Here is a 12,251-nt window from a genome sequence, read left to right on the forward strand (position 1 = left end):
TGCCAATATCATCAAAAACGATCCCGAACGTACTTGAACTCTAGCGTAGAAACGTATATAATTACGCTCAACAAAATCAATATGCAAGACTAGCTACCGGGTGACTCACCCCCTTGCTGCTTGGATTTATGAGTGCAGCCTTTTTTAATGACATTAGCTACTTTTTTTGGGCAACTGTTGTATGGGCTGAGGTGGTTCGAGTAGTTTGATGCGATTGGTGTTGCAAGAAGAATCGACTCTGGAAATAAGCTCCTGGAGGCGCTCGCTACTACTGTTCTGTTTTTGTCTGGACATAAGTTTCAACTCCTTTGCGGTAGATACCCTAACAGAAAATCGAGCAAACTCGAATTATACATTAAATACGGTTGTTTTAGCAAGGCCCAAAATCAATATTGGATCTTCCTACTTATGGTGTATCATCATTTGTGCATTTGGCGATGGTACTCCCGATACTATTTTTTAAAAAAAAGATGAAGAAAATGTGAGGATTTGGGTTTGTACGCAAATTTTACTACGTTTTCGCTACACATCATCTATCAGCGTGGCAGAAAACCCGATCTTCGCAGCACAGCAGCAGCTTGTTTGCTGCGAACAAATTGGAGAAAGCCTTTAACAGCTTGGGAAGATCTCTTGCTCGAGATAATTCCGATAGGGCGCACCAGCAGATATCTACCCGTCTGTACGTTTTCTGGGGTAGCTTCTACACCGTTAAGACTTTTGGGGTTCAGACGGAGTTGTTTGGATGTAACACGGGCAGATGAGAAAACGCCAATACTATAGGGAATATTCTGTACTGCTGCGATCGCATCCTCTTCTTCCCTCAGAAGAATTGCTGTCTTGGAATTCTTCAAATCTTCACCCAAATAATGCTTCCGCAGAAGGCGCTTAACTGAATCATCTTCAGGAAGATCCAGTACAACAATCTTGGCATCAGGACCTCCGAGTTCTTGCCAATTTCTCAAAGTACCGCTGTAGATTGCTTTGAGATTCTCCGTTGTCAAGTTAGTAATCGCGCTAACACTTGAATGGGTAGCGACTAACAGAGCATCTTGAGCAGCGTCCAAATACTCCAAGGTGCTGTCTTCCAATTTCAACTCTTCACTCACACCGCTAAGATCGAGCAGTCCGTCTCTAACTCCTTTAAGCTCAGCCATAGATTGAGCGATGGGTACAAAAGAGACTTGGACGTTTTTGACTTGAGATCTGTAAGCATCAGCCAGTGTCTTCATTGCTACATAAGTAATACCCCGAACGCCAATCTTAATCTCCGATCGCGCTTGGGAGCCAGATGGTAGATGAGTACTAGATTGACGGACGTTGCTAGTTGTACAGCCAGATATTTCCCCTAAAAATATGCTCGTACCGAGGATTGCTATCAACCAGAAGCGATTTCTCATAAAATATACTTTTCATATAAAGCTTTTTGCATCCTCCAAACAGAGTAAACCATCAACCCATCTTTTCCTTCACTCGAAGCTTATTATCTCTGCCATCAGAGAGTATTCCACAGCCATTTATAGAAATATTGTGTTTCGTTGAGGTAAATATCCTCTAGTTCCTGCTTTTTCCCAATCGTGAGTATTTTTGCCACCTATTAACTTTTTTCCCACTCAGCTAAAATTCTCTGTGCATCCTGACAGAGCAACTCATGATATTGACCGTTGCTAGCAAGCAAGCCTCCCCACTGATTTATATCACCCGTGTTGTACTGTAACGGTGTACCGTCAAAATGAGTGTATTTTCCACCCGCTTCTGTCAAAATCAGTTCTGGGGCGGCTATATCCCAATCTTTTGGTGCAGACTTACCGGATAGTGAAATGTAAACATCTGCTTGTTGTTCGACAATTGTAGCGATTTTACATCCCACACTTCCTACTGCTTTTTGGTTTTGACAGGGTAGTTTTTGCAACAGGTATTCAAGTCTTTCATTGCGGTGAGAACGACTGACAACGACTGTTAAATCCTCAAGACGTTCCCGTGATGATACCTGTAAGGGAAGAGTTTTTCCATCGCGTGTTTCTGCAAAGGCACCACTGCCTTTTATGGCATAATACAGTTTTTTTAACTCCGGTACGGCAACCACAGCCAGAACAGGGCGCGTTTCTTTCACTAGAGCTATGTGAATGGCGTACTCCCCTGTTTTTTCAATAAAGTCTCTCGTCCCGTCTAAAGGATCGATAATCCAAGCCCATTCCTGTTTTGCTTGCTCGGTTGTGTATGTTTCTTCACTAATGTAAGCAAAATCTTCAGTACCTAAAGCGGCTTGTAGCTTTTCTAATATGTATTGATTGACAGCTACATCTGCTACTGTTACGGGTTCATTCTGCTTGTACTGTACTTCTAGATTGCGATCGCCTGTTTGGTGGTAGTAAGACTGCAGTATATCTGCTGCTTCCCAGCCCACAGAACGAACTACAGTCAGTATTTCTTTTAAGTCTTTCATGTATTTCTCACTCCATCCAACGGCGCGTACCAAAGAACTGACATGACAAAGAAGCCACGTGAGATGCTTGCTCAAGTGCATCTGTAAAACTTTCTTGCAAAATATAATGACAGAAAGCACCGTGAAAAATATCTCCAGCCCCCAGTGTATCAACAGCCCGAACACCGGGTACATTTAAAATACCTTTCTTGCCATCAATTGAGTATTGAATGGGGTTTTCTCCATGAGTTATGGCAATGTAGGGAATGCCAACTTGACTCAGATAGGCAAAAACCTCTTCCTCGTTTTTACATTGGGGAGGATGAAAATTAGCAGAACAAATAGCATAATCTACAAAAGGCAAGAGTTTTTCAAATCCAGGTTTCCAACTACCACCATCTATAACAACCGGGATATTTTTGGCTTTTGCCATTTGGGCGATCGCAATTCCCAGTGTCATTTGATGTCCGTCAATCATGACAATATTGATATTGCGTAAAACATCTGCGGACAGGGATTGCTCTGACGCCTGAGTTTTGACAGCATTAATGGAAATAACCGCTCGTTCGCCAGTAGATTGGGTAACAATGATGGAAGAAACGGGTGGTGGGTTTTGGGTGGTGGAGTTTAAATCTATGATTCCTATTTTGTAGTTTGCCAAATCTTCTTTAATAAGTTGTGTCATTGGGTGAGAACCGACAATTCCCAACACACTTGCTTTATCACCCAAATGGCTAAAAGTGACTGCAGCATTTGTTGCAGGTCCCCCGGCGGCAACAGTATAATCAACTGCTACAATTTTCTGGTTATTCTTGGGTAGTGACTCTGCAAGATAAATTAAATCCAGAGTCACTAAACCAACGAAGAGTCCGTTAATGGGCATTTGTTAGTGGATAGTTGTTAGTTGTTAGCGGTCTTTTCTGTCTCATCTGTTCCCAATCCCCAGTTCCCAATCATGCATACAACAGATCCAAAACCAGGAATACTTTACATTGTCGGTACGCCTATTGGCAACTTGGAAGATATGACATTCCGGGCGGTGAGGATTTTGCAGACTGTGGATTTGATTGCTGCAGAAGATACACGCCATACTGGAAAGCTACTTCAACATTTTCAAGTGAAGACACCTCAAGTCAGCTATCACGAGCACAATCGGAACAGCCGTGTTCCGCAGTTATTAGAACAACTGAATCAGGGTAAAGCAATTGCTCTTGTGACTGATGCGGGAATGCCTGGAATTTCCGACCCCGGATATGAACTGGTGAAAGTGTGTGTGGAGGCGGGGATACAAGTTGTACCCATTCCCGGTGTGACTGCAGCCATTACAGCGTTAAGTGCGGCGGGATTGCCAACGGATAAGTTTGTGTTTGAAGGATTTTTGCCAGCCAAAGCTCAACAAAGGCGATCGCATCTTGAGTCTCTCAACGCAGAATCTCGCACACTCATTTTCTATGAGTCTCCCCATCGATTGCGGGACACCCTCAAAGATTTAGCAGAGGTTTTCTCTGATTCCCGTCAAATTGTTATTGCACGAGAGTTAACCAAGTTATATGAGGAATTTTGGCGGGGAACCATCGCAGATGCCATAAATGAGTACAACCAGAGGGAACCGCAAGGTGAGTATACTTTAGTGGTGGCTGGGAGTCCACCAATTCAAGTACAGTATTCAGAAGCAGAACTGAAAGCAGAATTGGAGAAGTTAATACGTCAGGGAATCTCGCGAAGTCAAGCCAGTCGCGAATTAGCAAAAATGACTTCTCTAACACGGCGTCAACTTTATCAATTAGCTCTTTCGGTAAAGGATGAAGTATGAGGGATATAAGGATAAAATTGCATTCTTCGTACTTTATCCTTTACCCTTAAGCCTATCCCCTACTCTTAATAACGAGCGGGCTTCTACCTTCTTAAGAATCGGGGAAATCAAAAGAACGGCTATTACAAACGTTCATTGCCTTTTCTACTCCCTGCTTGAGACACATTTCCGTACAATCAACAACAAACTGCAGTACAAGAGACATAAGTTGACTTTCCGCAACAGAAAATTTGCCCAAGACGTGGGAAACGGTACCGGAATCATCACTCGCAGAACCTTTTGGTCTACCTATACCTATACGCAAACGAGGAAAGTCTTGAGTTCCAAGATGGGCGATGGTGCTTTTCATACCATTGTGTCCGCCCGCAGAACCCGACAAACGCAAGCGAGTTTTACCCATTGGTAAATCCATATCATCATAAATCACCATTACCATTTCTGGTGGTAATTTATACCAACTAGTAACGGCTTGTATGGACTGTCCCGAACGGTTCATGTAAGTCAGTGGTTTGAGCAGGCGGATTTTGTCTCCATTGATTGCAAGTCCTTCACCATACTCTCCCTGAAACTTACGATTCTCTGTTAAAGGAATTCGCCAAGCACGAGACAAAGCATCTATAGCAGCAAAACCAATATTGTGGCGTGTCTGGTCATATTTTGGTTCTGGATTCCCCAACCCCACAACAAGCTGGGGAATCACAAGAGTTTTTTTAGCAACCGCTTCTGCCATCTAAATTATGAATTATGAATGATGAATTATGAAGTCAGAAATTTTATCCTTCATCCTTTCTAGCAGCTTCTATTTGCTTGGGTTCGAGTTCGGCTGTTGTCTTAACAGCTTCTTCTATCTGTACGGCTTCTTTTTGAAATTCGTTTTGGAACTCCTTAGAAGCATCTTGAAAACCGCGAATTGCCTTTCCCACACTTCGACCAATTTCTGGTAACTTCTTGGGACCAAAAATTAATAGCGCCACAATAAAGATAAGAGCCATTTCTGGCAAACCGATACCAAATACGTTCACAGCCTTTCTCCTTTCGAGTGACCGATCTAACTTTTAACTTAACAACTGCCACAACATCTCACATCTTGTAGTTTAGTGCAAGAGTTGGTAGTTGGTTAGTGGCTGCTCTTACCTCTACTAACCACAGAAAGAAAAAACCCGGAAAAACCGGGTACGGGATAGTTTGTTATGCAAGTTTTGTCAATTTTGTGAATTATCTGCCTAGCGTCCGCCAATCGACACTTACGTCTTGGATCAGGATTGACTTGTTGTAAAGCTGCAGAATAATCAGCAGAAATACGAAAAATAGTCCTATAAAAACAGCCATGAGGGGGGTAGTACCCCATCCTGGAGCCACTTTACCATACTCAGCATTTAAAGGTCTGAGGATGTCTCCCAACCGCGTCCTTTGTGCCATAGTTCACCTAAGATGAATTGCCAAACCATTTTTTAATGTTCTGTAATATTCTATAGGAAGACTACTCATAATATATACTTCTTATGGAACCCGCAACAGTTCTTAGCATTTCTGTCGGTGCGATCGTCATCGTTATAACAGCGCTGTCTATTTACACCTCTTTTGGTCCTCCCAGCAAGGAGTTGAGCGATCCGTTTGAAGATCACGAAGATTAATGCCAGCCACGTGACAGGTGTACTGGATATATCGATAAAACGATGTAAAGACGTGCCATAGTGCGTCTTTACATCGTTTTATACCATGCAAAATAAGTTTCTGGAGTCTTGAGACCGATAACCGCTTCAAACAGCGTCTCTACATTTTTTACCAGATGTCTAGATACAATACCAAGCATCTAAAAAGGTGTGACTTTTCTTCCCAAACCTTCTAATTCTCATAAACTTTACAAATCTTTACTCGTTTCCAGACTTAGCTTGAGAATGCTTTACGCTTTGCAAACGCACGCGGAGCTTTCAACTTGGAAATAGCATTTTCCACCTGCTGCTAATCTATAACTCAATACGGTTCAGCAATTGCCCTCAGAATAGAATTCTGGGGCTACACAAACAAAGTCCGCCTACGCGGACTTAATAAGAAGTCCACGTAGGTGGTGAATCCAGTCCTGCAGGCGGGTTTCCCGCCGTAGGGAACTGGTGAACCCGAAGGGACTTCGTTCGTATAGGCGTGATTTCAATCACAAGCATGTTTTTTCCAAATTGGGATGCTCCCGATAGAAATGGCTTCTCCCCAGTTTACTAATGAAGATTTATCTGCTTTCAATAATTCATTGTCTCAACCAATTAACGGTGTTCAAAGATTTTTTATTCATGCAGAATTTATGCTCTAGATGAAAAAGCTCGGAAACTAGTTAAAGATGCTCTTAATGGGGATAAGAATATTAGGGAACCCAGCAAACAAGCTTTCAAAGAATCCTATAAAATGCGTGCAACAGTCGCCTATGGGTTAGAACGATTTTGGGGTGAAGCAAAACGCCATGAAAGAGACTCACCAGCTTTAGCTAAATATTGGAAAGCGACTTGGGTGGGGGAAAATTGATGTTCAAAGTTCATTAACAATCAAAGGTTATTTATTAAAACTGATGTTTTTTGGCAGCAAATAAATTTTCTTGAGCTTGACCGAGTTTTTGATATCCACGTCCTTTAAGGTTTAGGTGCAGGGCTTATATGTTTTCCCGCATAATAAATAATTACTTTTAATTTTTCTGTATTAGGAATGTAGTAAACTCTATCTCCGCTTGCTACTTCGTATTCCCAAACACCCTTGTAAGCTTTGCCTTTTAAAGGGAAGACGCACCCTTGTTTTCTAGTTGTGGGTGATGTACACAAATCTTGATAACAACGATAACAGTTTTGTGGATAACGGTTGGTCAAAGCTTCCCATTCACGATATACTCTACGATTTTTTGCTACCACTAACCATTTTTCAGATAAATCAATATCTATTGTACTTTCCTCTGTCTTTTCACTATCTGACAAATTAGGAGCCGTCAGCTTAACTTCTGGCGGCTCCACATTATTAGTTTCTGATTCGTTTGATGAAATTTCCGTCATTTTAGAAATCAGGTGATTTCTCAGTAAAGGGTTGGGTTAATGGTATTTCATCATACTCATCCTCATCACTGAATGCATGGGCAAGATCGGGGTTGGCGATCGCTAATGCACTTTCGTGCCATTCATGAATAATAGCTTCTAGTTCATCCCAAGCTTGTTCAGACAAAATTGCTGAACGATAAGCTTCTGTTACCTCATTGGTAAAGTCTTGAAGCTCATCTTTGTCAAATACTTTAAGCCAGCCATGTGGATGTTCGCTACCAAGCTTTTCATCTAAACGTAAACGAAAAGCAGCGCTTAAAAGCTCGATAAGGTATTCACCATTTTGAGCCGCTTTGGCAAGAGAAGAAACCTTTTCACGACGCAGCAAAGCAAAATGCTCATCGTTACGAGTAATTGTTACTGGATGCTCTAAAGCATGGTCTAGTACTTTTCCTGGTTGACGGTTTAGCTCAGTCGCTGTAAATAGTGTATCTGAATAAATACAACTCAACATAGTAGAACTCATATGTTATGTGCGTTTTAGAATGCAAAAATCTAACGCACGCACTATACGTATTATTATACGTATTTGCCAAATTCCGTCAATACGGACATTTTCTGTTAATTTTTATACTTAAAATTGCGATCGCTATACCAAAGAGTTTCCAACCAATCTGAATTAACCCAATCGGTGGGGTGGAGTCAGACCTGGTAGTATTCCTGTAACTTCTCAATTGTTTCCAACTAATCCAAATTGACCCAATCGGTGGGGTATAGCAATACATTGGAAAATGAAGCGATTAATCAGTCGTTTCCAACTAATCCGAATTGACCCAATCGGTGGGGTAGAAAAGACAAAGCCAATTTTTTAGTTAAGTTTAAGAAAGAGGTTTCCAACTAATCCGAATTGACCCAATCGGTGGGGTTAACTGCAGCTAAATCGTTAACTTTGGGGCGATCGCCCCAAATTGATTTAGACAAATTACCTCCTGTAAAGCACAAGGGACTCATATTGTTAGTGAGCCGGGAAGAACCTTGTCGAAAAGCTATAGAATATCATCTCCCACAATTGGAGCGTTGTTGGTTAATTTGTTCTTCGCAAACCCTTGATTTAGCAAAAAAGTTAAAACAAGATTTTCCCAATCTAAAGATTCCAGAACCAATAATTATTAACGATATCTACGAGCCTTTAGAGTTCTATCAAGAAGTCAGAAAAATTTATAACTATTTGCCCCAGGAATGGGTGATAGAGGATGTCGTTGCAGATTTTACAGGAATGACTGCTCAGGCTAGTGTAGGAATGGCTATTGCTTCTTTGTGCGAACAAAGTTCATTACAATATACACCAGCTGAGTTAAAAGATGGAAAGCCAACAGGACGTTCTTTAAACCCGATTGAAATTACATTCGCTACAAGCAAAAAACACCGAGGAGACAAGATAGTTGCAACATGAGACGTGATGTCATCATAACCTTTGAAATCACGATTTAATCATACCATTTCTGTATAAAGATGCATCTAATTAGCCTGTGTAGGCAGGCTTTGTTTGTATAGCCGAGGCAGCGCGTTGCCCAGAGCAGCGCCGTGCGGGGGTTCCCCCCGTTGAGGCGACTGCGGGAGGTCCCCCCCGTTGTAGCGCCTGCCGTCCACATTTCTAATGTGAGGGAATTTTAAGCGCAACCTCATATAGGATTAGTATAAGAAGTCCGCGCAGGCAGTGAGTCCAGACTTTACTTATCTGAAAACGGTATTACCTATCTTAAAGCTGATGATTTTCCAGGGTTTTACAGTACATTTGTTCTGCTCGTGAGAATTCAAGGAACGTTCCAGTAAGTCTACTGGCTCATCCAAAGTCAAACCCAAGTCACTTTGCAATTCTAACTCTGCTGTTTTCCCATGGCATTCATAGCACCTGAGAATCCACTGTTCTGGGTCATCTTCTGACTGCTTGAAAGCCATCAAGATTAAATTCTCATCTGATAAGTTCAACAAACTACCACTTGGTGGTAAAGAACTCTGACGATTTTGCTGTTGTGGATTCAGTACCAGCACTTGCAAGGGTATATTTAATTCATATCCCCGTTTTACTGTATTGGCTGTTTCCCAGCTCTGGGCATGAGGATATAAGGCATAAGTAAATTCATGATAACCTCGATCTGCTTCCGGATTGGGCCAATTGGGACTGCGTAGCAACGTCAAGCGGAGTTGGTTGGGTTGGCTGTCGTAACCGTATTTACAATCATTCAGCAAACTGACACCGTAGTGATTTTGGATTTCCGTTAAGTCAGCCCAACGCAATGCGGGAACTTCCCATTTTGCCTTTTCTGCTGGAGTTGTCGGTTTGGTTGTCCGACGAATAGCCCCACAGGGAATTTCATAAGTCGCAAAGTCTGCTTCTAAGTTTAGTGGAAAAGCCACCTTTACCAAGACATGATTTTCTTGCCAATTCACTTTGTTTGCTATCTTGAGAACAGCAGACTCTTTTTCTAAAATGTAATCTTGCGAAAACGTTGATTGACCTATTCTTCGCACCACTCGCACGCGGGTTCGCAACGCACCCCTTTCTAAATGATGAACGCTTAACAATTCCGCAGGTGGTAAAGGATGTTGAGCATAATTTGGGTCAATATTCCAAGCATCCCAGTACTGACCGCTATCTTGGAATGCTTGGAGTTGATTTCCCAATCCACTGAGAACTTCACGGTGATTGGTTTTATCAAAAACGTTGGACAGATCTCCCGTTTCTGGGTCAATTGTCACTCGCAAACACTCATTTTCTAAAACGAACTCTTCAAATGGTTTGAGAGACTCCAAAGTAGGTTTACACGGACACAACCAGAAGACACGATAACCACAAGCAGGAATCTCACTGACAAAAAACGAAACTGACTTTACTGGTATTTCATCACCATTTGGTTCGCGTCTAAATCCCATAAAACGGCTCTGAGACTCAACCTCTTGACCGTCCAAATTATATATCGTCCAATCCCGGCGCTCATCATCCTCTTCTGGAAACTCAAGTTCAACGATTTGCGATCGCACCCAATTGAGAGAATTGAAAATAACAACTGGTTGTGCTTCAGGCTGTGGAGGTGTCGGTAGAGAGATTTGGGATGCGATCGCATTCAAAGACTGTTGCACGATACTACTACCAACTCGTTCCACTTCTTGCCAAGTTGGTAATGCATCCACATAAACTTGATGAATAGAAGAACCGGGCAAAATATCGTGAAATTGATTGAATAAAACATTTTTCCATGCAAATTCTAGCTCGGACTTCGGATAACTTGCGCCAACACTTAAAGTTGCCCAAGCTGCAAAAAGTTCTGCTTGATAGAGCAACCCCTCACAATGACGGTTCCAGCGTTTTTGGTCGCTGTGAGTTGTGTAGCAACCCCGATGGAATTCCAAATACAATTCGTCCTCCCAGGTGGGGAGTGGAGAGGGGGAGAGGGGGAGAGGGGGAGAGGGGGGAGAGGGGGTAGACACGGTAGAAACTTCTTCCTTATCCCCCGTGTCCCTGTTTTCTCCTTGTCCCTTAATTTGCTGCAAGTAACTTTCAGAAGTACAAAATTCAACATCGGGAAATACGGGAGATTTTTGCCAGCGACGGGCGGTTTCCAACATATCGCGAGTCGGTCCGCCCCCATGATCCCCCACACCGGGAAGCCATAGAGATTCAACTAACCCCGTTTGCGATCGCCACTCACAAGCATAAGATACCATCTTCACAGGATCGATACCTTCACCAATCAACGCAGACATATAGCTGAAGACTTCACTTCCATCAGGAGACTTCCACCAAAAAGCACCATGCTCAAATCGAGTTGTATCATTCCACCGCAACTTCTGAGTTACAAAATACTCAACACCTCCATTCACTAAAAACTGAGGCAAAGTTGCACAAAAACCAAAACTATCAGGAACCCATACCACACTAGAAAACTTACCAAACTTCTCCAATACGTAGCGTTGACCGTAGAGAAGTTGACGAACAATAGATTCACCCGCAATCAAATTCAGTTCAGGTTCAACCCAAAAACCACCCACCACTTCCCAACGCCCATCAGCCACCGCCTGTTGAATAGCACCAAACAAATCCGGACGGTGTTCCTCAATCCAAGCATAAAGAGCCGGAGTAGAATGACAGAAAATCAACTCAGGAAAACCTTCCTGTAAACTCAAAACTGATTCAAAAGTTTTTTGTGCAGCTTGCCAAGTTTCATTCACAGGCCACAACCATGCTAGATCGAGATGAGCGTGACCCAACAAAAAAATTTTGGATTTTAGATGTTGGATTTTAAATCCTCGAAGTTTTTGACGAACAACAGACAACAACTCCTCAAACTCTTCCTTCGCGCCCTTCGCGTCTTTGCGGTTCAATCCCTTCCAATCCAACTCCTCAATAAAAACCCTCAAAGCATCCAACCTTTCAGGCTCAAAACACTCCAAACAACGCTCCACAACAGCCAACTCATCAGCCACAAAACCAGGTTCCACAGAACCATCGTTGTTAGATTCATAAACCAATTGCGACTTCACCAACGCACCATCACAATGACCCGGACTCACCAAACGCAACGCTACCGTCAATTCCTCTCCCGGCGTTACCCCTTTACTCAAAAGCACTCTGGGAAATGAATCAAATAAATCCCCCTCAACTATCAACTGTCCGTTCACATAAACTTTGGCAGAATCAGCCCACCAAACGAGCGCCAGCCGCAAACACAAACCCTCTAAGGGATAACCCTGTAAATCCTCAGGAATGATTAATTTTTGTAAAAGCCATAAAACCTTTTGACCTCCAGCCCAAGTAATTTGTCCTTTTGGATTCAGCTTGGCAAAGTTCCAAGAAGATAGATCGGATGCAGTTACCTCAACTGCACTCAAGTCACCTTCAAAACATCGCCACGAAGGCAGAATATTTACCTGACTCCAAGAACGCAGTTTTGCGATCGCGTCAGAAATTGATTTAGTATCGGCTTGAGATACGGGAGATGTCATA

Annotated in this window: 13 protein-coding genes; 3 read left to right on the forward strand and 10 right to left on the reverse strand. The window is 42.6% G+C overall.

The window, feature by feature from the left end; genetic code table 11:
• Positions 1-153 precede the first annotated feature (153 nt).
• The 4 genes from HC643_RS25905 to HC643_RS25920 all read right to left on the reverse strand — a co-directional run bounded on the left by HC643_RS25905 (position 154) and on the right by HC643_RS25920 (position 3,305).
• Entirely contained in the window at positions 154-294 is a 141-nt protein-coding gene (locus HC643_RS25905; protein ID WP_162002218.1) for a hypothetical protein, read from the reverse strand.
• A gap of 242 nt (positions 295-536) precedes the next feature.
• On the reverse strand, positions 537-1,397 hold the full coding sequence (locus HC643_RS25910) for a substrate-binding domain-containing protein (RefSeq protein WP_038081900.1): 861 nt from the start codon (positions 1,395-1,397) through the stop codon (positions 537-539).
• Positions 1,398-1,594: 197 nt separating this feature from the next.
• Entirely contained in the window at positions 1,595-2,443 is an 849-nt protein-coding gene (locus tag HC643_RS25915; protein WP_038081898.1) for a 3'(2'),5'-bisphosphate nucleotidase CysQ family protein, read from the reverse strand.
• A gap of 7 nt (positions 2,444-2,450) precedes the next feature.
• Complete coding sequence (locus HC643_RS25920; protein WP_038081897.1) at positions 2,451-3,305, reverse strand: sugar kinase; 855 nt, start codon at positions 3,303-3,305, stop codon at positions 2,451-2,453.
• A 72-nt stretch (positions 3,306-3,377) separates the two neighbouring features.
• Between HC643_RS25920 and rsmI the strand changes: the two genes are divergently transcribed.
• Complete coding sequence (rsmI, locus tag HC643_RS25925) at positions 3,378-4,235, forward strand: 16S rRNA (cytidine(1402)-2'-O)-methyltransferase (RefSeq protein ID WP_038081896.1); 858 nt, start codon at positions 3,378-3,380, stop codon at positions 4,233-4,235.
• Between the two features lie 91 nt (positions 4,236-4,326).
• Here rsmI and pth read toward each other — a convergent pair whose 3' ends face one another.
• From pth to psbH, 3 genes are all read right to left on the reverse strand, one after another.
• On the reverse strand, positions 4,327-4,965 hold the full coding sequence (gene pth / locus HC643_RS25930; RefSeq protein WP_038081894.1) for an aminoacyl-tRNA hydrolase: 639 nt from the start codon (positions 4,963-4,965) through the stop codon (positions 4,327-4,329).
• A gap of 43 nt (positions 4,966-5,008) precedes the next feature.
• Positions 5,009-5,257 (reverse strand): TatA/E family twin arginine-targeting protein translocase, encoded by a 249-nt coding sequence (locus HC643_RS25935; RefSeq protein ID WP_038081893.1) that lies wholly within the window; start codon positions 5,255-5,257, stop codon positions 5,009-5,011.
• Positions 5,258-5,450: 193 nt separating this feature from the next.
• Entirely contained in the window at positions 5,451-5,654 is a 204-nt protein-coding gene (psbH, locus tag HC643_RS25940) for a photosystem II reaction center phosphoprotein PsbH (protein WP_038081891.1), read from the reverse strand.
• Between the two features lie 83 nt (positions 5,655-5,737).
• Between psbH and psbN the strand changes: the two genes are divergently transcribed.
• Positions 5,738-5,869: a photosystem II reaction center protein PsbN gene (psbN, locus tag HC643_RS25945; protein ID WP_050046860.1), complete on the forward strand. Its 132-nt coding sequence runs from the start codon at positions 5,738-5,740 to the stop codon at positions 5,867-5,869.
• Between the two features lie 984 nt (positions 5,870-6,853).
• On the opposite strand, the gene HC643_RS25955 is transcribed toward psbN, so the two are convergent.
• Together HC643_RS25955 and HC643_RS25960 are read right to left on the reverse strand one after the other, a co-directional pair.
• On the reverse strand, positions 6,854-7,264 hold the full coding sequence (locus tag HC643_RS25955; RefSeq protein WP_137986603.1) for a hypothetical protein: 411 nt from the start codon (positions 7,262-7,264) through the stop codon (positions 6,854-6,856).
• Between the two features lies 1 nt (position 7,265).
• Positions 7,266-7,772, reverse strand: coding sequence for a hypothetical protein (locus tag HC643_RS25960; protein WP_038081889.1), 507 nt, complete (start codon positions 7,770-7,772; stop codon positions 7,266-7,268).
• A 381-nt stretch (positions 7,773-8,153) separates the two neighbouring features.
• Between HC643_RS25960 and HC643_RS25965 the strand changes: the two genes are divergently transcribed.
• Entirely contained in the window at positions 8,154-8,699 is a 546-nt protein-coding gene (locus HC643_RS25965) for a hypothetical protein (RefSeq protein ID WP_237265946.1), read from the forward strand.
• 281 nt (positions 8,700-8,980) lie between these two features.
• On the opposite strand, the gene HC643_RS25970 is transcribed toward HC643_RS25965, so the two are convergent.
• Positions 8,981-12,250, reverse strand: coding sequence for an alpha-mannosidase (locus HC643_RS25970; protein ID WP_167844755.1), 3,270 nt, complete (start codon positions 12,248-12,250; stop codon positions 8,981-8,983).
• Between the last annotated feature and the right edge of the window lies 1 nt (position 12,251).

This window comes from Tolypothrix bouteillei VB521301 (genome assembly GCF_000760695.4).
GTDB classification, from domain to species: Bacteria; Cyanobacteriota; Cyanobacteriia; order Cyanobacteriales; family Nostocaceae; genus Scytonema; species Scytonema bouteillei_A.

Excerpts from the sequence above, each read along its gene's own strand:
- psbN (WP_050046860.1), top strand. The coding sequence starts at position 5,738 with ATGGAACCCGCAACAGTTCTTAGCATTTCTGTCGGTGCGATCGTCATC.
- rsmI (WP_038081896.1), top strand. The coding sequence starts at position 3,378 with ATGCATACAACAGATCCAAAACCAGGAATACTTTACATTGTCGGTACG.
- HC643_RS25920 (WP_038081897.1), bottom strand. The coding sequence starts at position 3,305 with ATGCCCATTAACGGACTCTTCGTTGGTTTAGTGACTCTGGATTTAATT.
- HC643_RS25970 (WP_167844755.1), bottom strand. The coding sequence starts at position 12,250 with ATGACATCTCCCGTATCTCAAGCCGATACTAAATCAATTTCTGACGCG.
- pth (WP_038081894.1), bottom strand. The coding sequence starts at position 4,965 with ATGGCAGAAGCGGTTGCTAAAAAAACTCTTGTGATTCCCCAGCTTGTT.
- HC643_RS25955 (WP_137986603.1), bottom strand. The coding sequence starts at position 7,264 with ATGACGGAAATTTCATCAAACGAATCAGAAACTAATAATGTGGAGCCG.
- psbH (WP_038081891.1), bottom strand. The coding sequence starts at position 5,654 with ATGGCACAAAGGACGCGGTTGGGAGACATCCTCAGACCTTTAAATGCT.
- HC643_RS25915 (WP_038081898.1), bottom strand. The coding sequence starts at position 2,443 with ATGAAAGACTTAAAAGAAATACTGACTGTAGTTCGTTCTGTGGGCTGG.
- HC643_RS25910 (WP_038081900.1), bottom strand. The coding sequence starts at position 1,397 with ATGAGAAATCGCTTCTGGTTGATAGCAATCCTCGGTACGAGCATATTT.
- HC643_RS25960 (WP_038081889.1), bottom strand. The coding sequence starts at position 7,772 with ATGAGTTCTACTATGTTGAGTTGTATTTATTCAGATACACTATTTACA.
- HC643_RS25905 (WP_162002218.1), bottom strand. The coding sequence starts at position 294 with ATGTCCAGACAAAAACAGAACAGTAGTAGCGAGCGCCTCCAGGAGCTT.